Below are 21,833 nucleotides of genomic sequence, written 5' to 3'. Positions count from 1 at the left end.
GCTGTCTCCTTAACGACGCGGCGCTGGCCACACCAGTTCCAGCGATCCATGATGGCCTGGCTTCGGCGTATCGCCGCGCTCGACGGCTTCCAGGTAGTCGGCCCACTCCTGCATCATCTTGCGGCGCTCCGCCAGGAACTGGGCGCGGTCGTAGGCGCTGGCCACCTTGTCCTTGGGCGCGTGCGCCAGCTGGCGGTCCACCACTTCATGGCGGTAGCCCAGGCGCTCCTTGATGGTGCTCATGGCCAGCGCCCGGAAGCCGTGGCCGGTCATGCGGCCTTTGTAGCCCATGCGGGCCAGCGCCACCAGCAGCGTGTTGTTGCTCAGCGGCTTGTCGTGGTCGCGCTGGTTGGGAAACAGGTACATGCCGCGGCCGGTGATGGTGTGCAGCTGGCGCAGCAAGGCCAGCGCCTGGCGCGAAAGGCAGACGTGGTGATTGGTCGTGTCGGGGTTGACGGTCAGCTTGCCGCGCTTCATGCGCTGCCAGGGAATGATCCACTCGCCGTTCTCCAGATCGACTTCGCTCCATGGCGTTTCTATCAGTTCGCTGGTGCGCACGAAGACCAGCAGCATCAGGCGCAGCGCGATGCGCGTCGGCTCGAACATGCGCGCCTCGTTGCGCGCCAGCGCGTCCAGGAAGGCGGGCAATTCATCGGCATCGATGGCGGCATAGTGCGAGGCGCGCTTGGTCTTTAGGACGTCCTTCATGTCCACCACCAGGTTGCGGTCGGCCAGGCCGCACTGGATGGCGTAGCTGAATATCTGCGAGCAGACGGCCTTCAGGCGATGCGCGATCTCGGTGGCGCCACGCGCCTCGATCTTGCGCAGCGTGGCAATCAATTCGCGGTGCCGGATTTCCGTGATCGGCCGGTCGCCGATACTTGGGAAAATATCGGCTTCCAGGCGCTGCAGCATGTTCCGTGCAGTACGCTCGCTCCATGTCGGCACCTTGTTCGCGTACCACTCGCGGGCGATTTTCTCGAAGGTATTGGATGCCTTTTCGGCGGCGAGCCGCCTGGCGTCGTCGCGGTGCTTGCCGGGATCGATTCCCTGCAGCTGCAAGCGGCGCGCCTCCGTGCGCTTTTCACGCGCCACCATGATCGAAATTTCCGGATAAGGTCCGAAGGTCAGCGTATTTTCCTTGCCATTCGATTGACGGAATTTCATGCGCCAGATCCGCGAACCGCTGGGCATCACTTCAACGTACAGGCCGCCACCATCGAACAGCTTGTATGACTTTTGCCTGGGCTTGGCATTTTTGACCTGGAACTCGGTCAGGGGAGGGATAATCTTGGCCATGGCTGTCTCCTCAGCATATGCGTCAGAAATCACTTTAGACCGGCGAATGAGGGCTTGGTTGCCAGACTTGGGGTAAGCTGATCTGTATCTAGCTCCGATTTTTGCTGGCTGCAGCTGGACAGTACTGGACGCCAGAATACAAAAAAACCGCTTTAGCACGGGCTAAAACGGTTTTTTCTGGACGTTCTTGGACTTCCTTGAACTGGCCAATGTGTATCCTTGGCGGAGAGAGGGGGATTCGAACCCCCGATAGGCTATGAACCTATACACGCTTTCCAGGCGTGCGACTTCAACCACTCATCCACCTCTCCTGCAGGCAATGTGTCTTACTTACATTGCGTACTATTTCTCGCTTGTCGCGAAGCCGCAGATTATAGCAAAGAATCTACGGACTGCCAAAGTTATTTACCGTTGGGTAAAAGTTGCGCTTCTACAGTAACCAAGTAAAGGCCGGGGTCGGACCCTCAGGGTCCGACCCCGGATGCTGGTTTGGGTTTGGGCTACCCAAGCAACATCAGGACGCTTCCTTCAACTGATCCAGAATCGCCGGATTCTCCAGGGTCGACACATCCTGCGTAATCGTCTCGCCCTTGGCCAGCACGCGCAGCAGGCGGCGCATGATTTTGCCGGAGCGGGTTTTTGGCAGGTTGTCGCCGAAACGGATTTCCTTCGGTTTCGCGATCGGGCCGATTTCCTTGCCGACCCAGTTGCGCAGCTCCAGGGCCAGCTTCTTGGCTTCCTCGCCCGTCGGACGCGCTTGCTTCAGCACCACGAAGGCGCAGATCGATTCGCCTGTCGTATCGTCCGGACGGCCCACCACGGCGGCCTCAGCCACCAGCGGGTTGGCAACCAGGGCCGATTCGATTTCCATCGTGCCCATGCGGTGGCCCGACACGTTCAAGACGTCATCGATGCGGCCCGTGATCGTGAAGTAGCCGGTGTCCTTGTTGCGGATGGCGCCGTCGCCTGCCAGGTACATCTTGCCGCCCAGCTCTTCCGGGAAATAGCTCGACTTGAAACGATCCGGGTTGTTCCAGATCGTGCGGATCATCGATGGCCATGGGCGTTTCACCACCAGAATACCGCCCTGGCCGTTCGGCACGTCCTGGCCCGCTTCGTCGACGATGGCGGCCATGATGCCTGGCAATGGCAGGGTGCAGGAACCGGGGACCATTGGCGTGGCGCCCGGCAGCGGGGTGATCATGTGGCCGCCCGTTTCCGTTTGCCAGAAAGTATCGACGATCGGGCATTTCTCGCCGCCGATGTTTTTGTAGTACCACATCCACGCTTCCGGATTGATTGGCTCGCCGACCGTGCCCAGCAGGCGCAAGCTCGTCAGGTCGTAGTTGCTTGGATGGACTTTCGGATCCACGTCGGCCGCCTTGATCAGCGAACGGATGGCCGTGGGGGCTGTGTAGAAAATGCTGACGTTGTGCTTCTTGATCGTTTCCCAGAAACGGCCAGCGTTCGGATAGGTCGGGATGCCTTCGAACACCACTTGCGTGGCGCCCACGGCCATCGGGCCATACGCGATGTAGCTGTGGCCCGTCACCCAGCCGATGTCAGCCGTGCACCAGAACACGTCGTCCGGCTTGATGTCGAAGCTCCACTTCATCGTCAGCGCGGCCCACAGCAGGTAGCCGCCGCTCGAGTGCTGCACGCCCTTCGGCGTGCCCGTCGAACCGGAGGTGTAGAGAATAAACAATGGATGCTCGGCATCGACCCATTCCGGCTCGCATTGCGCGCTCTGGCCTTCGACCAGCTCGTGCAGCCACGTGTCGCGGCCGGCCACCATCGGCAGGTCGCTGCCCGTGCGTTTATAGACGATGACGTTTTTCACGCAGTCGCAGCCGCCCAGCGCCAGCGCTTCGTCGACGATGGATTTCAATGGCAGCTTTTTGCCGCCGCGTAATTGCTCGTCGCCCGTGATGACGGCCACGGCGCCCGCGTCGATGATGCGTTCCTGCAAGGATTTGGCCGAGAAGCCGCCGAACACGACGGAATGGGTGGCGCCGATGCGCGCGCACGCTTGCATGGCGGCCACGCCTTCGACGGACATCGACATATAGATGATGACGCGGTCGCCCTTGGCGATACCCTTGGATTTCAGGCCGTTGGCGAACTTGCAGACTTTTTCGTGCAGTTCTTTATAGCTTGCTTTGGTGACGGTACCGTCGTCCGCCTCGAAAATGATGGCCGTCTTGTCGCCCAGGCCATTTTCGATGTTGCGGTCCAGGCAGTTGTATGACACGTTCAGCTGGCCGTCTTCGAACCATTTGTAGAATGGGGCGTTGTCTTCGTTCAGGGTGCGGGTGAACGGCTTTTTCCAGCTCAGGTTCTCGCGCGCCAGTTTGGCCCAGAAGCCTTCGTAGTCGCGTTCGGCCTCGGCCACCATGGCGCGGTAAGCGTCCATGCCGGAAATCGTTGCCTGTGCGGCAAATGCTGCCGACGGGTCAAATACGCGTGACTCTTCTGGTCCCTGCTGCTGTGTGCCCTGCCCTTGGTTCTCTGTAGCGCTCATGCTTGTCTCCAGTGTAGTAATTGTTTGCTAACACGATAGGCCCCATGTCTTACGGACGCCTTACATGTCGCGTTTATGCAGCGTTTACCCCTATCAAGGCTAACCATAAGCGCCTTCAGCAATAGGAGTCAAGGGGACGCCGTACAGTATTTTCGCTGGGAAAATGCGCGGTGCACCGAAGGTTCAATACCACTTTGTGTTTCATCAAACCTAATAATCAGAAGCAAGGCCATGCGCAGTAATCAACAGCAAGTGTAAAATGTCGGGCATGCCAAAAATTGGTATTTACTCCCCCAGGAAACCCCACATGATCGACCACCTACCACCGACTACCAAGCATACCAAGCTGCATCCGCTGTCCGCCTTCATCTTCATGTCGCGCTGGCTGCAGTTGCCGCTGTACCTGGGCCTGATCCTCGCACAATGCGTGTATGTATTTCATTTCTGGGTGGAATTGTCCGACCTGATCGGCGCCGTGTTCGGCAATGATGCGGCCCTGCAGCACGTCATCAGCGCCGTGACCGTGCCTGGCGTGCCGCCGCCGGTCAAGCTGAACGAAGCGACCATCATGCTGGTGGTATTAGGCCTGATCGACGTGGTGATGATTTCGAACCTGTTGATCATGGTCATTATCGGCGGCTACGAAACCTTCGTTTCGCGCATGCACCTCGATGACCACCCAGACCAGCCGGAATGGTTGTCGCACGTAAATGCTTCCGTGCTAAAGACGAAATTGGCGATGGCCATCATCGGCATCTCGTCCATCCACCTGCTGAAGACCTTCATCAACGCCACCGCGTACGCCAAGGAACCGAATGTGGTCATCGCGCAAACGGTGATCCACATGGTCTTCATCCTGTCCGCCATGGCGATCGCGTACACCGACCGCATCATGACGGTGACGCAGAACCAGGCACGACCGCACTAAACCCGAAGCCCATGGCTGCCAGCGGCGGCCATGGGCTTTCAGCAAAGAGTCCTACCCTTCTTATTCACCGCGAGAACACCATGACTGTCATAAAGCAAGAAGACCTGATCGAATCCGTCGCCGCAGCGTTGCAGTACATTAGCTACTACCACCCTGCTGATTACATCGAGCACTTGGCGCGCGCCTACGCGGCCGAGCAAAGCCCGGCGGCAAAAGATGCGATCGCGCAAATCCTGACCAACTCGCGCATGTGCGCGGAAGGCAAGCGTCCTATCTGCCAGGACACGGGTATCGTCAACGTCTTCCTGAAAATCGGCATGGGCGTGCGCTTCGAAGGCTTCTCCGGCACCGTCACCGACGCCGTCAACGAAGGCGTGCGCCGCGCGTACAACTTCGACGACAACAAGCTGCGCGCTTCCATCGTGGCCGACCCGCATTTCGACCGCAAGAACACCAAGGACAACACGCCAGCCGTCGTGCACATGGAATTGGTCGAAGGCAATACCGTCGACGTGAAAGTGGCTGCCAAGGGCGGCGGTTCGGAAAACAAATCGAAGATGATCATGATGAACCCGTCCGACTCGCTGGTCGACTGGGTTATGAAGACCGTGCCCACCATGGGCGCCGGCTGGTGCCCGCCTGGCATGCTGGGCATTGGCATCGGCGGCACGGCCGAAAAAGCCATGCTGATGGCAAAAGAAGTGTTGATGGAAGACATCGACATGTTTGAGCTGAAACAACGCGGCCCGCAAAACAAGCTGGAAGAACTGCGTATCGAGCTGTGCGACAAGATCAACTCGCTGGGCATCGGCGCGCAAGGCCTGGGCGGCTTGACGACCGTGCTCGACGTGAAAATCATGATGCACCCGACGCACGCCGCGTCGAAGCCCGTCGCCATGATCCCGAACTGCGCCGCCACGCGCCACGGCCACTTCGTGCTGGACGGCTCGGGCCCTGCCTACATGGAACCGCCATCGCTGTCGTCGTGGCCGGAAGTGCACTGGACGCCGGACACGGAAAAGTCCAAGCGCGTCGACCTGAACACCCTGACGAAAGAAGAAGTCGCTTCGTGGACGCCGGGCCAGACCTTGCTGCTGAACGGCAAGATGCTGACGGGCCGCGACGCCGCGCACAAGCGCATCCAGGACATGCTGGCCAAGGGCGAAGAATTGCCGGTCGACTTCAAGAACCGCGTGATCTACTACGTCGGCCCGGTCGACCCGGTACGCGACGAAGCCGTCGGCCCGGCCGGTCCGACGACCGCCACGCGCATGGACAAATTCACCGACATGATGCTGGAAAAAACCGGCCTGATCGCCATGATCGGCAAGGCCGAGCGTGGCCCCATCGCCATCGAATCGATCCAGAAGCACCAGTCGGCCTATCTGATGGCCGTGGGCGGCGCCGCCTACCTGGTGTCGAAAGCCATCAAGCACGCCAAGGTGCTGGGCTTTGCCGACATGGGCATGGAAGCGATCTACGAATTCGACGTCGTCGACATGCCGGTGACGGTGGCCGTGGATGCGAAAGGCACCTCGGTGCACAACACGGGCCCGAAAGAGTGGCAGGCGAAGATCGAGCAACTCAATAGCGTGAGCAAGATTCCCGTGACGGTTGCTTAAACAAGCTCTACCATTAACGCCGCGCAGCAATCAGCGCGGCGTTTTTTTATCTACTCCGGTTTCCCATGACTTCTATTGCAAGCAATGCCCACCCTGACGCGCCCATCGGCATTTTTGACTCCGGCGTGGGCGGCCTGTCGGTGCTGCGCCATATCCGTGCGCAGCTGCCGCAGGAAGACCTGATTTACTTTGCCGATTCCGGCCATGCGCCGTATGGCGACAAGACGGAACAGCAGGTGATCGACCGTTCACTGGCAGTAGCCAGCTACCTGCTGCTGCAGGGCGCAAAAGCACTGGTCGTCGCCTGCAACACGGCCACGATCGCCGCCATCAAGGCGCTGCGCGCGCGCTACCCGGACCTGCCCATCGTCGGCGTCGAGCCGGGCCTGAAACCGGCGGCCGCCATCAGCCGCAACGGCAAGATCGGTGTGCTGGCGACCGAGCGCACCTTGCGCGGCGACAAGCTGCTGGCCTTGCGCGAACAAGTCAGCAGCGCGACGGGCGCCACGTTCATCTTGCAGCCCTGCGTCGGCCTGGTCGAACGCATCGAACAGTCCGCGATGGGCAGCGACCCGCTCGACGCCACCAGCGCCATGCTCGACCGCTATATCGCGCCCCTGCTGGCGCAAGGCGTCGATACCCTCGTCCTCGGCTGCACCCACTACCCTTTCGTACAGGACGCCATCGAACGCACGGTACGCGCGCATACGCAGGAAAAGATCACCCTCGTCGATACCGGAGAAGCCGTGGCGCGCCAGCTGACCCGCTTGCTCGACGCTGCCAGCCTGCGCCGCAGCGGCAACGACGCGCCACAGCTGCAGGGCTACACGACGGCCAAGGTCGAAGCCCTGGAGCAAGCCTTCGCCGGTTTGCTGGACTTGCAGCCGCCTGTCGAACACCTGTCCGTATGAGGGAAAACAGGCGTTTTCATGCAATCTTTCGATTCTTTAAAAAAGACTGCATTTAGATTTGCCACTTTGCCGAGTTCTTTGTATAATTCGGCACCTGTTCAGCAAAACAGCTAAACAGGTAAGTAAGACAGTGGTGGCTGTAGCTCAGTTGGTAGAGTCCAGGATTGTGATTCCTGTTGTCGTGGGTTCGAGCCCCATCAGCCACCCCACAGAATGCGTAGAAAAATCAAAGGGTTACATGCTTCGGCTTGTAATCCTTTTTTTGCATTTTCCAACTAATTTTCGTATTTCCCAATGGGTTCTCGCCGTACCCCGCCCGTATCACTTATCTGCACAACTTACATTATCAAGTATGACTCTCCGTCTAATTGCACCCGAAGTTCTGCACTAATAAGCCCTAGCAACCCGATATAAGGCCCCAAGTTACGTTCAAGCTTGTCCGTTGTCGACGCGACATCCTGAAGCCAACGCACTTACCACAGTGCCGCCCGCATATCGGCCGAGTTGTTGCGTACTCCGATGGCCTTCAACTGCAAGTTGTTCAGGGAAAGCATAAACCTACTCATAATCAACCTCCTCTAGCCGTCACCACAGAGAAGGGCATAACTTCCTGCGGCGGTCGCATACAATAAATTCCATACGCCATTCTGCAGGTAAGTTGGTCCATTTTTGCCCTCCTGATCACCTTCACGCTGCCAACCTCGCCATATCAAAAAACAATCGCGCATCCCAGCACAACCCTCCGCATGCAATCGCGGATACTTGTGGTCATTGCGTCAGAAGAATATGCCACACCGCAATCTTGTCTGTGTCGCGATATTCCCTTACTTAACTAGGTTCAGGGCGGCCAAGGTGCGCCTTTTTCATATATCAGGCGTGACACGCGACCAAGTGTGCGTAATTAGTGTCAAACGAAAAAAGGCGAAAAAGAAGTATTCGAGTTGCGAGAATGGTCGAGCAGATTACGGGTTATTGTTACGCATGCAAGACAGTAAAACAATCAAAAATACAATTGCCTTTTACATAACTAAAAGGCGGTGCCTACACTCGCAGCGGATGGGAGTCGGTATGGAACGACGCAATGTTCGCATGGACCGCTTCAATCGATCCAGTAGCACCCCATAAACTCAAGGCGCGAAAATAATGAGATTACTCTTAATAGACAGCTTGCGATAAAAGTATTAAACTAAATAAGGAATTCGAATCCACTTTTAAATTAATTTAACATACTGTATATTTTTCGCTACAAAATGTCTTCCCCGCCGAAATAACCACAAAACCAGATCGACCAACATAAAATTCATAAAGGCGAGCACAACAGAATGAAATTCAAAAAACATACAAATTCTACACTGGATTCGGCTTTGGCAAGGTACGAAGATTTATATTTAATTTCTCTTTTATTAATTTGTGATTTTTTTCAGGGATAACAAGACTAACTGCCTTTCGTAAATTAGAATTGCTCGCGCCTTGCAAATTATATTTAAACATTGTAAGAAATATAGTATTCAGAGCAATTAAGGCGTTACGTTCCCTAGTCGACCAAGCACCTAAATCTGCTATGGAAATAACGTTTAGTCCTTCGATACTTCCATTTTTTGTTACTCGGAAAGAGTTCGAAGAGCCATGTACTGCCTTCGACAAAGTAGAATATTCTGATTTAATGGCTTCAATTCCAGAATCTTGCTCCCCGATCTCCTCAAAATTAGGATGCTTTCCTAAATAGTTAACAACCTCCGTAAATCCGATTCTAAATTTTCCAACCTGCCATTGAGACAATTCAACTGGATGCTCAAAATAATAAAGTCCGTAGAGAGAATTCTCTATACACGATCTAAGGGACATTAAGGCAACACGCCAAGCACCTTGCCTTGCCAACGAATGGGACATAATTGCATCATTTTGCGCTTCCTTGAAAAAAGATTCCGCCCCTTCAGATGCAATTTTTTCAATTAATTCTCCACGCCAAGCCTGAAGAGAAACTAATCGCCTATAACTAATTTTGAATTTCTCGTTATACTCTGCCAAACCTGCAATGGCGGAATTAATACCATCCGGCAGAGCGTTATAAAATCGACTGAAGTTTTCATCAACCTCTTCAATATAGTTCTTCATTATCACTTCAGTAAAATAGTTAACGCTTCCGCCAATTCACTAGATGCCGACGCCACTGGCTTTCCTTTTTTCGCTGTTAAACGAAGTCTCTCAACTGGATTATTGCTTAAATATTTTAATAATTTTCCATATATATCTCGATTGGCATCTCTTGGTCTTATCTCTATATCAAAACCATACTCATCGATTAAGTCAATCCACTGTTGCTTAGGGACATTATTAAGCCCGACAAGCATTCCGAGGGCTTGAGGCATATCTTCTGGCCGCACCGTAGCCTTATCGCTTGCCGTAGGTGAAAGCGTTGAAACATCAACATCTTCCAATTCCACATTTGGTCCCGACTTTAAAACTTTTGCCATCATAATAAGATGTTTGGCAAAATCGTGACTTTTCATTTTTACGCCTCCACATTAGCTAATATTGCTTTACAAACTTGATTAAAATCATATATCGCTTCTGCATCGCCGGAATCAAAAATTGGCCGATGTAAGGCCGCCGATTTACTAACCGAAACCCGCTCTCGAATAGCCGTTCTTAATACCGATTTTTTAAATTGATTTCTCAATGTAACTTCTGTTTCTTCGCGATGAATTGCTGGGCGCCCAACTCTGGAAATTACAATTCCTGCATTAGTTGGTGCTTGATCTAAATCTGCACCAAAATCAGAAACTCGGCTCAATAATAAACTCACACCTATGCTTGACAGGAAATCAAGCGATACCGGCACTACATAGTGGGTGGATATGGCGAGGGCATTCTGTGTCGGCAGAGTAAGATTGGGCGGGCAATCACATACAATTATATCGTAATCATCCATCACATCTGCCAATGCTTTCTTCAACCTTAATTCCCGGAATCTGGCGCTGGCTAAATCTAAGTCAACAGTAAATAAATCGATATGCGACGGGATGAGATCGACATTAAGGAAAACATTTTCAATTACGACTTCAGCTACCGTCTTTGTGGCCCCTCCAGCATCTACGTGCTTGCGTGCCCCAAGAAGATCGGAGATCGTTCCATTTGCTTTCGCTATCTCCCATGCAGGCACACCAATTGTTGAAAAAGTTGCATTTGTCTGAGGATCTAAGTCCACTAGTAAAGTTTTATAGCCTTTCAGGCCACAGTAGGCGGCAAAGTTGACAGCAAGAGCCGTTTTACCCACACCGCCCTTGAGATTTATGCAAGATAGAACTTTTGCCACTTTTTACCCCTTTAATCGTATAAAATTACCAGAAAGAAAACTTTTACGTTTGTTTGCAACTTTAGCATATGCAAAACATCAAGTGTGACTTTAGAATAACTAAGATCGAAAGTTCGAAAGGTTTGGGCCGCATACAGTTAGCTGAGGAGAGTTGAAAAAGGTACCACGCAGTAAGAAGCGAGAGTATCTACGTTTTCTAATATTTTTCCAACAGCTGAGTGCAAGCTCGCTTGAATAGGGGATAAATTATTTCAATTCGCGGCAAAAATAAATCATAAGCAATTGATTTTAAACAATAAATTATGGAAATCATCTTGAAATGTGCTTCCTGTTGTCGTGGGTTCGAGCCCCATCAGCCACCCCACAGAATAAAGAAGAGCCCGGTTTTCGAACCGGGCTTTTTCTATTCCGGCGCCCGTTTTATCTCTCCTCACATACCCGCCCCGGTATCGCTTCCTGCAAAAAATTCATTAGTGCAAATTTGACCATCGCCCTACTCTGGGGTGCGGCCTGGACCGCCCCATAAAAACAGTACGGAGACAACGATGAAGCAAATCCTGGCAGCACTGTGCCTGATGTTCTGCGCCCATGCGCAAGCGATCAACCTGGCGGGCGTGCCCAACGCGCACGACCCCGGCACTCTCACGCGCGACGGCGACACGTATTTCAATTTCACGACGGGCGACGGCATCTGGTATTCCACCTCGACGGACCTGCTGAAATGGTCAGCCGGCCCCGCGCCCGTGTTCAGCACGCCGCCGGCCTGGATCGCCAATAAAATCCCCAATTTCAGCGGCTCGTATTGGGCGCCGGACGTGATCCACATGAACGGCTACTATTATCTGTATTACTCGGTCTCCACCTTCGGCACGTCCGTGTCGGCCATCGGCGTGGCCCGTTCCGCCTCGCTGAAAAACCCGAGCTGGACGGACCTGGGCATCGTCGTGCAATCGTATGGAGGCGGCGCGGAAATCAATGCCATCGACCCGGCCCTGTTCCGCGATTATGACGGCAAGGTCTACATGTCGTATGGCTCGTTTTTCGGCGGCATCGGCGTGACGGAAATCAACCAGGCCACGGGCAAGACGAGCGGCAACGTGACGACCATCCTCGGTGGCGGCGGCAAGGATATCGAAGCGCCTTACATCACGCACGACGGCGAGTACTACTATCTGTTCGTCAACCGCGGCAAGTGCTGCCAGGGCGCCGCCAGTACGTATTACGTGGAAGTGCAGCGCGCCAGCAGCGTGACAGGGCCGTACAGCGGCACGCGCACGGTGCTGCCTAACCTCGACGGCAAGTACAAGGGCCCGGGCCATATCGGCGTACTCAAGCAAGATGGCTGCAACTACACCTCGATCCACTACTACGACGTCAACGACAATGGCGCGGCCAAGCTCGATATTTTAAAGATGACGTATGACAGCGGCTGGCCCAGCCTGACGCGCAATTTCTCCATCGCCAGCTGCGGCGGCATCTCGGATGGACCCACGGTGCTGCGCTCGCGCCTGAGCGGCAAGGCGCTGGCTGTGGCGGGCGCCGGGACGGCGAATGGCGCGCTGGTGCAGCAGCAAACGTATACGGGGGCAAAACACCAGCAATGGTATGTGGTGGGACACGGCGATGGCTACTACAGCCTGATCAATGCGAACAGCCTGCTGGGTCTGGACGACTACAACAACTCGACCACGGCCGGCACGAATATCGCGCAATGGAGCTACTGGGGCGGACTGGGCCAGCAATGGCGCTTCGCCAGCCCTGCTGCCAGCTACCAGACGATCAGCAACCGCTACAGCAACCTGACCCTGGATGTACTCAACTTGAGCACGGCGGAAAATGCGCAGATCATCCAGTGGAATCTGACCAATGCGAACAACCAGCAGTGGTCGCTGAGCCGGCCGTAAGTCAGCGAACTACCCCGCCAGCACCGACTGCACCGTCGTCGCCAGGTCTTCCAGGCGCACGGGTTTGACGAGGAAGTGGCGGAAGCCGACGGCCAGCGCGTCGTCCATGTACATGGGCAGGCTGTGGCCGGTGACGGCGATCAGCACGGCGTTGGCCGTCTCGGGATTGTGGTGCAGGCGGCGGCCGATTTCGATGCCGCTGATGCCAGGCATTTCGATGTCGAGGTAGACGGCGTCGGGCACGCACAGCTTGACTTGCTCGACGGCCATCTGCCAGTTGCGCACCACCACGGCGTGGTGGCCCAGCGCTTCGAGCAGCATGGCCAGCGATTCGCCCACTTCCTGGTTGTCGTCGACCACCAGCAGATTCAATTTGCGCGCAGCACTTGCCGGCTGGTCGCCCTGGCGGCGTTCCACGGAGGAAATGCCTGGTGTCGTTTCAGTTGTCTGGCTCATTGTACGTTCACGTCTGACGGCTGCAAAAGCGGGAGTATACAAGAAGCGCCCGCAATGCCGCCGCACCCGAGCAATGGTGCCAAGCGGCAATCCAAACCGCCCACCGTACCGCGCCAGCAACACTTCCCCATCACACAGGCAGGCATATAGCCACTACGCAACATTCGCAATTGACGGATAAAATGAGAATCATTATCATTCTTATCCCCTTGCGCCGGATGTCCACGCCACGATGTTGTCGCGCCGCCCGATTGCCCGCGCAAACATTGTCACTACGGAGATCCATGCATGGCCGCCACATTTTCCACACTGCCCTTTTCGCTGCGCCCGTGCGCGCTGGCCATCGCCCTCGCTTGCCTGAACGCGCCCATCGCCGCGCAGGCACAGCAAGCCAATACGGCCGATAACGCCGGCCCCATCCTGGAATCGATCCAGGTCAGCAGCAACCTGCTGGGCACCAGCATGGCCGCCAGCACGAAGAATTTCGCGGGCGCCCGCACCGTGGTGCAAAAGGACGACATCGAGAACTCGGGCGCAACCAGCCTCAGCGACGTAATGCGCCGCATTCCCGGTGTGCAGATCAGCGACAACTCGGGCAGCGCCGGCAGCGCCATCTCCCTGAATATCGGCGTGCGCGGCCTGGCCGGGCGCTATTCGCCGCGCAGCACGGTCTTGCTGGACGGCATCCCGATGTCGGTGGCGCCGTATGGCCAGCCGCAACTGTCGTTCGCGCCCGTCAGCCTGGCCAATGTCGAGACGGTCGACGTGGTGCGCGGCGGCGGCGCCGTGCGCTTCGGCCCGCAAAACGTGGGCGGCATCATCAACTTCAAGACGCGCCGTGTGCCCACCACGCCAGGCATCACGGGCGACGCCACCGTGCGCTACAACTCGTACAGCGAAGTGGGCCACAACACGCAGGCCAGCTTCTTTGCCGGCACCCAGCTCGACAGCGGCCTGGGCCTGGCCGTGCTGTATTCGGGCATCCGCGGCAGCGACTGGCGCGTGGGCAGCGATGAAAAAGTCAACGACTTCGCCCTCAAATTCCGCTACGACCTGAGCCCGACGGCCGAGGTGTACGGCAAACTGTCCTACTACGACGTGACGTCGCGCACGCCGGGCGGCCTGACCGCCGCGCAATACAAAGCCGACCCGTTCCAGAACACACGCCCGACCGACTTCTGGAGCGGCGAGCGCAAGGCCTTCGACATCGGCTACCTGAATGCCATGTCAAACACGCAGGAATTCGAGGTGCGCGCCTATTACAACAAGAGCTCGCGCGAAAGTACCCTGATCAATGCGAACCGCACCGGCCTGGGCCGTCAGCCGCGCAACTATGAAACGACGGCCATCGAGCCGCGCTACACGCAGCGCTTTACGACCGGCAAGGTATCGCAGGACGTCACCGTCGGCTACCGCTACCTGGCCGAGCGGGCTGACGAAAGCATCTACAACGTCGTCATCGCCACCGGCGTGCAACAAAAGCCGACGCGCTTCGCCGACAACTCGACCGATGCGCAAGCCGTGTATATCGACGACAAGATCGCCATCGACGCGTGGCGCATCACGCCGGGCGTGCGCTACGAGCACATCAAGACGGAACGCTTCAACCACTTGCCGACTGACCAGAAGATCGATCTGCTCAATAACAAGGCCCTGCCCTCGCTGAACGTGGCCTACTTGCTCAACAACAACGTGACCCTGTTCGGCAACTACAACAGCTCGTTTGGCGCCGTGCAAAATACGCAGCTCAATGCGCAATCGAGCAAGAACCCGTTGCAGCCGGAGCTGGCGAAAACGGCCGAGCTGGGCGCGCGCTGGAAGAGCGGCCAGCTGTCGGCCGAAGCGACCTTGTTCAACATCAAGTTCGACAACCAGATCCAGTCCATCGGCAGCGGCGAGAACGTCGTCTTCTACAACGTGGGCGCCACGCACCACCGGGGCCTGGAATCGGCCGTCGACTACCACTTCGACAAGTCCGGCCCGCTGGCCGGCTTGAACGCCTACGCCACCTACACCTACACCAAGGCGACCTTGCAGGATGGCGTGAACGCGGGCAACGACGTGCCCTTCTATTCGCGCACCACGGATACCGTCGGCGCCCACTACCAGCTGGGCGCCTGGGGCTTCGACCTGTCGAGCAGCCACCAGAGCCGCCAGTTCGCCGACGAAGCCAACACCGTGGCGGAAAATGCGGCAGGCAGCCTGGGCGTGATTCCCGGCTTCCGTACCTGGAACACGCAAGTGAAATGGAAAGTACCGGGGCAAAATGGCCTGGAACTGGTTGCCGGTGTCAACAACCTCGCCGACAAGCGCTACTTCACGCGCACCTCGGACGGCAACCTGGGCAAACTGGTGGGTGCACCGCGCATGGTTTACCTGCAGGGCCGCCTGGCGTTCTGATGTCCTTGCACAGCTGCGCCCGTCAAAGCGCAGCGGACGTACAAATGCCGCCCCGCCGTATGGCTGGGCGGCATTTTCCCTAAAAAATGAGTGCACCACATCAATAAATGTTGCCATAAAGAATTAAATTGGCGCTACAATAGCGGGGTATCAAGCAATGCCAAGCATCGCTCCGCCAGGGCCCCTACCCCGCCCTGATCATCAGCACGCATTTATTGAACAGGAAGGCTGGCACCGCCGGGCCCGATCGCGCTCCCGGCACGGCCACCGCACACGCACCATGTCCGCAGAAAAAACCATTACCGAAACGAGTTCCTACGGCAAGGAAACGCCCGTGGGACGTCCCGACATCGATGGCCGCGCCGGCATTTTCGTGCCCACGGCAGAATTCGACATCAGCAACAACACCACCATCCGCAAGGGCGCGGGCATTGTCGGCTTCGGCAACCTCGATGGCACCCTGACCGTGTATTTCGAAGCGAACCGCTTCGACGAAAGCAATCTGCACAAGTGGGAACACAAGGCGCGCAAGGCATATGACCGCATGGTCATGGGCGCGCCTACGGTGTCGAAAGCAAAAATCGATGCGCGCATGCTGGAACAGGTGGGCATCATCGATGGCATGGGGATCAATCTCAAGCACCCGGAACGCCTGACGCACTGGCTGACGATTTCGAACGTGCCGGACACGGCGCCGGAAGAGCCGGTAGTGCGCTGGAAAAACCGCTAGACGCCCGGAAAGCGAGGCGGGGCGCCAGGCGCGAGGTGTTGTCCTACATCGTGGCGGACATTCATCCGATGCCCAAAGGCATCAACTCATCCTATGATGAAAGCCTGACAACACACCTCATTCCACTCAGGAGTACGACATGTCCCGCCTCATCCCGATCAGCTTTGGCGCCTTGCAAATAGGTCTGGCAGCGGCGGCGATGTACATCCTGTGCTCGGCGGACGTGCTGCACCAGACGGCCGTGTATTTCCACTAATAAAATGAAAAAGCCGGGCAAGCAATGCTTGTCCGGCTTTGTCCTGCCTACGACCGCAATAGACTAGCGGCGGCCGTGGTAGCGGCCATGCCCGCCCCAGCCGCCGCGGTGTCCACCGTAGCGCCCAAAGCCAAACATGAAGTCCAGCCCGATTGTCACGGGCGGATTGTAATAATACGGTTGCGGTGCGTACACGGGCGCCGGCACATACACGGGCTGCTGAACGTAGACAGGCTGTTGCTGCACATACACGGGCTCATTCGTATATTCCACTCGCGGTGCGCTCATCACGCGACCCGACTGCACCGGCTCGGACGAGACCGTATGCCATTCATAGGGATTGTAGGCCCCCTGCGGCGCGCGCGAACCGTAATACGCGGGACCGGGGGGCGCCACGGCGCAGCCACCCAAGGCGGCCAGCGAAATTACTGCCAACAGGGTTTTCATCGCAATTCTCCTAATGTGTACTACTTAATTAAGCACTATAAGAAATTACGCTGAGCTTTGCTGCGCTTTTACCGATTGTTACACCCCGACGCACGCCGCAACATGAAATGTGGCAATGGCGCCACAAGCGACCCGCACCGCATGTTTCCTCAAATAAACGGAATCGCGCACGTATCGATGGCCTTGCCGGCAGCATCGTAGCGCTGCACGCACACCTGGTAGCGCACGCCGTAATCGAGCTCGACCTGCTCGACCTTGCCATACTTCAATTTCCAGCTGGGTTGCACCTGTTGCCGGCCTTCCAGCGCGGCCACGTCCTGGGGAATCGCCATCGCCGTTTGCGTCTCGCCCTGGCGCGCATCCTGGCGTCGCGCCACGTCGATCGATACGCTTACGGCCAGGTCCACGCCGCCATCCGCATAGCTGAGCGTGGGCGCGCCGCGCTGCGCCCGCATCACGCCCCAGGCGCAAGGCTTGCCGCCGGCCTCGCATTGCTTCAGCTGCGCCAGCGGGAAATACTCAGGGGCAATCTTTCCATTCTTGATGGGCCAGCTTGTGCGCACGCCGTCGCGCTTGCCCGTCAGGGGATTGTCCCAGCTCAGGCTATTGACGACGGCCACGGTCTGCCCCGCCTGCAAGCCCACGGGCGTGCCCAGCGATGCGCAGGCGGAAAGCAGCAAACCGGTGGCGGCCAGGGAGGAAAGTGTCAGGATGCGCTGCATGATAGGCCTCTTGTGGTGGGAGATCCCGAAGATATGTTTCGAGGGTAACAGAATCGGCGGCAACAGTGCCGTTGGCTGACGCACATAACAGTACGGGCGGCACCCTTGCAGGCGCCGCCCGTAGCGGATACGGCCATGCCGGGAGCCTGGCTCCCGGCGATACGCGGATCAGTCCAGCTTCCAGGCGTAATCGACCTTGGTCCAGGTTTGCGCTGCGGCGCCATCCTTGGTGCCCGGCTTGAACTTGCATGCGGACAGGGCCTTGATGGCGGCCTTGTCCAGGTTCTTGAAGCCGCTGCTCTTCTCGACTTTCGAATCGGCAACGCTACCATCGGCATTGACCAGGAAGGACATCGACACGGTGCCCTGCTCTTCGTTCATCAGCGAGGCTTTCGGATAGTCGGCCTTGCAGTTCTTGGCATCGAACGACGCCGGCACCTCGGCCGCGAAGGCGGCGGAAGAAACGGACACCAGCAAGGCTGCTGCAACACTCATCAAACGCTTATTCTCAAACATGTGCTTCCCCATGATTATTATCAAATACGGTAGTTACCATTTCCTGTGCGCTGTTGGCCGCGCTTAAAACTCTTCCCACTCGTCATTGCTGCCGGCGCCTGCCGCCTTGCGTGGCGCCGCAGCAGCCACGGGAGCGGCCGCTTCCGTCTTGCGCGTCAGCGACTTCACCGGGCGCAATGCCGGCGCCGGCTTGCGCACGGCCACCGGTGCCGCAGCGACCGCTACCGGTGCCGGCACATACGCCGCCGGTTTCTCTTCGCCTTCGACCAGTTTGAAGATGCTGACCACGTGGGCCAGTTCGGCCGCCTGGTCCTGCAAGCTTTGCGCCGCGGCGGCTGCCTGCTCCACCAGGGCCGCATTTTGCTGCGTCATGCCATCCATCTCGATGATCGACAGGTTGACCTGTTCGATGCCGGCGCTTTGTTCCTGGCTGGCACTGGCGATCTCGCTCATGATGTCGGTCACGCGGCGCACGCTGTCGACCACTTCACCCATCGTTACGCCAGCCTGGCCGACCAGACGCGTACCGCGTTCCGTCTTCTCGGCCGAATCGTCGATGAGGATCTTGATTTCCTTCGCGGCGCCGGCGGAACGCTGGGCCAGGTTGCGCACTTCCGACGCCACCACGGCAAAACCGCGGCCTTGCTCGCCGGCACGTGCCGCTTCCACGGCAGCGTTCAGCGCCAGGATGTTGGTCTGGAAGGCGATGCCATCGATCACGCCAATGATGTCGACAATCTTCTTCGCCGACTCGTTGATCGAGCTCATGGTGTCAACCACTTGCGACACCACGGAACCGCCCTTGATGGCGACATCCGAAGCGGTGGCGGCCAGCTTGTTGGCTTCGCGCGCATTGTCCGCATTCTGTTTCACGGTCGAGGTCAGCTCTTCCATGGCCGACGCCGTTTTTTCCAGCGCGCTGGCTTGCATTTCCGTGCGCGACGACAGATCGATATTGCCATCGGCAATTTCACGCGAGGCCGTGCCGATGGTTTCCGTACCGACGCGCACCTGGCCGACGATGCCCACCAGGCTGTTGCGCATTTCCTTCATTTCCGCCAGCAGGCTGGACGTATCGGAAGGCTGCGTGTGGATGCCGATCGACAAGTCGCCATTGGCGATGCTGCCGGCGATCGATGCCGTGTAGTCAGGTTCGCCGCCCAGCTGTTTCAGCAGGCCGCGGGTAATCACCAGTGCCGCCGCCACGCCCATCGCCACGGCCAGTACGCCGAGGATGATCATGAACAGGCGCGCGCTGTCGAAGGCCTTGCGGGCATCCGATTGCATCTGCTCGTTGAGCTTGTCTTCCAGCACGGCCAGCTGCTCCAGCGCTTCCATCCATTTTTTCTGTACCGGACGGATTTCCTTGATCATCACGCGCGTGGCGCCTTCCGCATCGTTGGCCATCCACAATGCGGATGCCTTGGCGATGGCCGGCATGGCGGCCGCTTCGTATTCCTTGATCGAGGTCAGCAGCGCTTTTTCTTCAGGAGTGGACTCGACGGCGAATTTCTCTTCGAGCTTCTTCTGCGTTTCCTGATAGGTGCTCGTCTGCGTCTTGATACGCGCCATCTCTGGCTCCATATCGCCCGCATCGGTCATCAGGGTCAGGATGCGCAGCGAGGTGATGCGGTCGCTGACGTTGCCACGCATGTCGATCACGAGGCGGGTGACGACGTTGTTGACATTGATCACGTGATCGAGACGCTCCTGGATTTGCGCCATGCGCGCGATGCCGAGGACGGTCACGGCCACCAGCAGAACCAGTACCAGGGCGAAACCCAGGCCCAGGCGGGTACCAACCTTCATTTTTGCTAAATTCATTTCGGCTCTTCGTAAATGAAACTATTGATAAGGATTTTTGCCCGGCACGACAAGACGAAGGCTGCGCAACACCGGTGTCCGCCCTTACCCATTGGTATGCTGGCGGTATCCGGCCGCACGCAGCCCGGGGTACTTCCTGGTCTTTCAGCAGCCCTGGAAATGCCAGTGACTGCGAATGCAAACTTGCTCCGCACGCTGAATTTTTGACACCGTTGATGTGAGATCAACATCAAACATTCATATGAGAAATATTTGTCTATAATCAATTATAGGTGTAAATTTTGCCTCAAAGCAAGCAATATGTACCCGAATAAATGGCTGATTAACTTTCTTCGGGGAAATGGCAACAACGCCGTTTCTTGCCTCTTAGAAATGCCCCACGACAGTGCGGGCATGCGCCGAAACAGCGCATTTACAACACATGGCGTAGCCATATTGCATCGTTTTGGGAGAGGTACTCAGAGGAAGGGGAAGTGCGGACAATACCAGTGCGCAGCGGCACCGGTATAGACAAGTTGGCTCAGCTGTCCCAGCTGCACTGCATCACATAGGTGTGGCACTCTGTGCCGAAGACAAAGACGCTCCAGATGGCGCCCAATTGACCGGCCAGGCTGCGCTGGCCAGACGATACCAGTTGATACCAGCGGGGCTCGGCGTCCAGCAGTTCGGCCAGTTCGCGCTCGAAACCGTCATATAAACGGGCGTCGAGCGGCTGGCGGTCCGCCTCGCTCGTCGGATGGAGGCGCTCGAGCAGCCACTGGCGCGGCGTGCACAAGACGCCGCTGCACACGACCGTTTCGAGCGGCTGCAGGCGCAAGCCGTCGGGCGTCACATCCAGCGCACGGCACAAGGCATCGAACGATGCCTGCGGCGCGGCGGGCCCCAGATACGTGCAGAGCAAGTCGCTGCCGTCATCCTTGAGCGCGCTGACGGCTTGCAAATAACCGTCGATGTGGCGCGCATGGCCGTGGAAATCGTCCATTACGCAGGCAGCGACAAGCGCGCGGCCGCTTCCAGCAGCAACCGCGGGTCGCCCGAAGCCAGCTTCTTGGAATCGGACAAGGTCTGGCGGAAGCCGCGCGCGCCGGGCAGGTTTTGCATCAGGCCCAGCATGTGGCGCGTGACGCTGTTCAGCTTTAATCTCCCCGCTTCTTTTTCCAGCTGTGCGCTGATATACGGAATCATCGCTTCGAGCACCTGTTCGCGCGTTTTGACAGGAGCATCGTCGCCGTAATAGCGCTGGTCGAACTGCGCCATCACATACGGGTTGTGATACGCCTCGCGGCCCAGCATCACGCCGTCCAGGTGCTGCAGGTGCAGGTCGATCTCATCGAGCGTCTTGATGCCGCCATTGATGATGAACTCGAACTGGGGAAAGTCGCGCTTCAAGCGGTAGGCATAGTCATACTTGAGTGGTGGCACTTCGCGGTTTTCCTTCGGGCTCAGGCCTTTCAGGATGGCGTTGCGCGCATGTACGATAAACGTCTTGCAGCCGGCGTCGGCCACGGTGCCGACGAAGTCGCGCACGAAGTCGTACGACTCGCTGTCATTGATGCCGATACGGTGCTTGACGGTCACGTCGATGTCGACCACGTCGCGCATGGCTTTCACGCAGTCGGCCACCAGTTGCGGTTCGGCCATCAGGCAGGCGCCGAATGCGCCCTTTTGCACGCGCTCGGACGGGCAGCCGCAGTTCAGGTTGACTTCGTCGTAGCCCCACTGCTGGCCCAGCTTCGCGCTGGTGGCCAGATCCTTCGGATCGCTGCCGCCCAGCTGCAGTGCGACCGGATGCTCTTCCTCGTTGAAGCGCAAATGGCGCTCCACGTCGCCGTACACAAGCGCACCCGTCGTCACCATCTCGGTGTAGAGCCAGGTATGGCGCGTGATTTCGCGGTGGAACTTACGGCAATGGCGGTCAGTCCAGTCCATCATCGGGGCGACGGACAGGCGGCGGGAAGGCAAAGAAGTGGAAGTCATGGTG

Annotated in this window: 18 protein-coding genes and 2 tRNA genes; 7 read left to right on the top strand and 13 right to left on the bottom strand. The window is 57.5% G+C overall.

Annotated elements, in window-relative coordinates; translation table 11 throughout:
* Positions 1–9: 9 nt before the first annotated feature.
* From SKZ59_RS16660 to acs, 3 genes are all read right to left on the bottom strand, one after another.
* A complete protein-coding gene (locus tag SKZ59_RS16660; protein WP_319992379.1) occupies positions 10–1,299 on the bottom strand; it encodes a tyrosine-type recombinase/integrase in 1,290 nt (429 codons plus the stop codon).
* Between the two features lie 220 nt (positions 1,300–1,519).
* A tRNA-Ser gene (locus SKZ59_RS16655) sits at positions 1,520–1,610 on the bottom strand.
* A 203-nt stretch (positions 1,611–1,813) separates the two neighbouring features.
* Positions 1,814–3,820 (bottom strand): acetate--CoA ligase, encoded by a 2,007-nt coding sequence (gene acs / locus SKZ59_RS16650; RefSeq protein ID WP_319992378.1) that lies wholly within the window; start codon positions 3,818–3,820, stop codon positions 1,814–1,816.
* A 307-nt stretch (positions 3,821–4,127) separates the two neighbouring features.
* On the opposite strand from acs, the gene SKZ59_RS16645 reads away from it, so the two are divergent.
* From SKZ59_RS16645 to SKZ59_RS16630, 4 genes are all read left to right on the top strand, one after another.
* Positions 4,128–4,748, top strand: a complete 621-nt coding sequence (locus SKZ59_RS16645; RefSeq protein WP_034760097.1) for a YqhA family protein — start codon at positions 4,128–4,130, stop codon at positions 4,746–4,748.
* A gap of 80 nt (positions 4,749–4,828) precedes the next feature.
* Positions 4,829–6,370: a fumarate hydratase gene (locus SKZ59_RS16640; protein WP_319992377.1), complete on the top strand. Its 1,542-nt coding sequence runs from the start codon at positions 4,829–4,831 to the stop codon at positions 6,368–6,370.
* A 65-nt stretch (positions 6,371–6,435) separates the two neighbouring features.
* Positions 6,436–7,281 carry a glutamate racemase gene (gene murI / locus SKZ59_RS16635; protein WP_319992376.1) on the top strand — a complete coding sequence of 282 codons (846 nt, stop codon included), beginning with the start codon at positions 6,436–6,438 and terminating at the stop codon, positions 7,279–7,281.
* A 133-nt stretch (positions 7,282–7,414) separates the two neighbouring features.
* A tRNA-His gene (locus SKZ59_RS16630) sits at positions 7,415–7,490 on the top strand.
* 1,138 nt (positions 7,491–8,628) lie between these two features.
* Here SKZ59_RS16630 and SKZ59_RS16625 read toward each other — a convergent pair.
* The 3 genes from SKZ59_RS16625 to SKZ59_RS16615 are packed head-to-tail and all read right to left on the bottom strand — an operon-like array spanning position 8,629 to position 10,597.
* On the bottom strand, positions 8,629–9,396 hold the full coding sequence (locus SKZ59_RS16625; protein ID WP_319992375.1) for a hypothetical protein: 768 nt from the start codon (positions 9,394–9,396) through the stop codon (positions 8,629–8,631).
* A gap of 2 nt (positions 9,397–9,398) precedes the next feature.
* A complete protein-coding gene (locus tag SKZ59_RS16620) occupies positions 9,399–9,791 on the bottom strand; it encodes a hypothetical protein (protein WP_319992374.1) in 393 nt (130 codons plus the stop codon).
* 2 nt (positions 9,792–9,793) lie between these two features.
* Positions 9,794–10,597 (bottom strand): ParA family protein, encoded by an 804-nt coding sequence (locus SKZ59_RS16615; protein ID WP_319992373.1) that lies wholly within the window; start codon positions 10,595–10,597, stop codon positions 9,794–9,796.
* A 545-nt stretch (positions 10,598–11,142) separates the two neighbouring features.
* Between SKZ59_RS16615 and SKZ59_RS16610 the strand changes: the two genes are divergently transcribed.
* Positions 11,143–12,501 (top strand): family 43 glycosylhydrolase, encoded by a 1,359-nt coding sequence (locus tag SKZ59_RS16610; RefSeq protein ID WP_319992372.1) that lies wholly within the window; start codon positions 11,143–11,145, stop codon positions 12,499–12,501.
* Between the two features lie 9 nt (positions 12,502–12,510).
* Here the strand turns inward: SKZ59_RS16610 and SKZ59_RS16605 are convergent, their stop codons facing one another.
* A complete protein-coding gene (locus SKZ59_RS16605; protein WP_081368151.1) occupies positions 12,511–12,957 on the bottom strand; it encodes a response regulator in 447 nt (148 codons plus the stop codon).
* A gap of 288 nt (positions 12,958–13,245) precedes the next feature.
* Here SKZ59_RS16605 and SKZ59_RS16600 point away from each other — a divergent pair, with 288 nt between their 5' ends.
* Positions 13,246–15,357: a TonB-dependent siderophore receptor gene (locus SKZ59_RS16600; protein WP_319992371.1), complete on the top strand. Its 2,112-nt coding sequence runs from the start codon at positions 13,246–13,248 to the stop codon at positions 15,355–15,357.
* A gap of 280 nt (positions 15,358–15,637) precedes the next feature.
* A complete protein-coding gene (locus SKZ59_RS16595; RefSeq protein ID WP_034760117.1) occupies positions 15,638–16,087 on the top strand; it encodes a hypothetical protein in 450 nt (149 codons plus the stop codon).
* Positions 16,088–16,406: 319 nt separating this feature from the next.
* On the opposite strand, the gene SKZ59_RS16590 is transcribed toward SKZ59_RS16595, so the two are convergent.
* The 6 genes from SKZ59_RS16590 to dusA form a co-directional block, all read right to left on the bottom strand.
* Positions 16,407–16,790: a hypothetical protein gene (locus SKZ59_RS16590; RefSeq protein WP_034782540.1), complete on the bottom strand. Its 384-nt coding sequence runs from the start codon at positions 16,788–16,790 to the stop codon at positions 16,407–16,409.
* A gap of 149 nt (positions 16,791–16,939) precedes the next feature.
* A complete protein-coding gene (locus tag SKZ59_RS16585) occupies positions 16,940–17,512 on the bottom strand; it encodes a hypothetical protein (protein WP_139090181.1) in 573 nt (190 codons plus the stop codon).
* Between the two features lie 168 nt (positions 17,513–17,680).
* Positions 17,681–18,028 (bottom strand): energy transducer TonB, encoded by a 348-nt coding sequence (locus SKZ59_RS16580; RefSeq protein WP_034760455.1) that lies wholly within the window; start codon positions 18,026–18,028, stop codon positions 17,681–17,683.
* Between the two features lie 63 nt (positions 18,029–18,091).
* Positions 18,092–19,852: a methyl-accepting chemotaxis protein gene (locus SKZ59_RS16575; protein ID WP_413774568.1), complete on the bottom strand. Its 1,761-nt coding sequence runs from the start codon at positions 19,850–19,852 to the stop codon at positions 18,092–18,094.
* A 520-nt stretch (positions 19,853–20,372) separates the two neighbouring features.
* Positions 20,373–20,834: a hypothetical protein gene (locus SKZ59_RS16570; protein WP_319992370.1), complete on the bottom strand. Its 462-nt coding sequence runs from the start codon at positions 20,832–20,834 to the stop codon at positions 20,373–20,375.
* The gene (gene dusA / locus SKZ59_RS16565) at positions 20,834–21,829 is read right to left on the bottom strand and encodes a tRNA dihydrouridine(20/20a) synthase DusA (RefSeq protein WP_319992369.1); all 996 of its coding nucleotides are present in this window, start codon (positions 21,827–21,829) and stop codon (positions 20,834–20,836) included. Before dusA ends, SKZ59_RS16570 begins: the two co-directional genes overlap by 1 nt.
* Positions 21,830–21,833 lie beyond the last annotated feature (4 nt).

The sequence above is a fragment of the Janthinobacterium sp. GMG2 genome (assembly GCF_033949445.1).
Classification (GTDB): domain Bacteria; phylum Pseudomonadota; class Gammaproteobacteria; order Burkholderiales; family Burkholderiaceae_D; genus Janthinobacterium; species Janthinobacterium aestuarii.
This window is presented reverse-complemented; position numbering and strand designations above follow the sequence as displayed.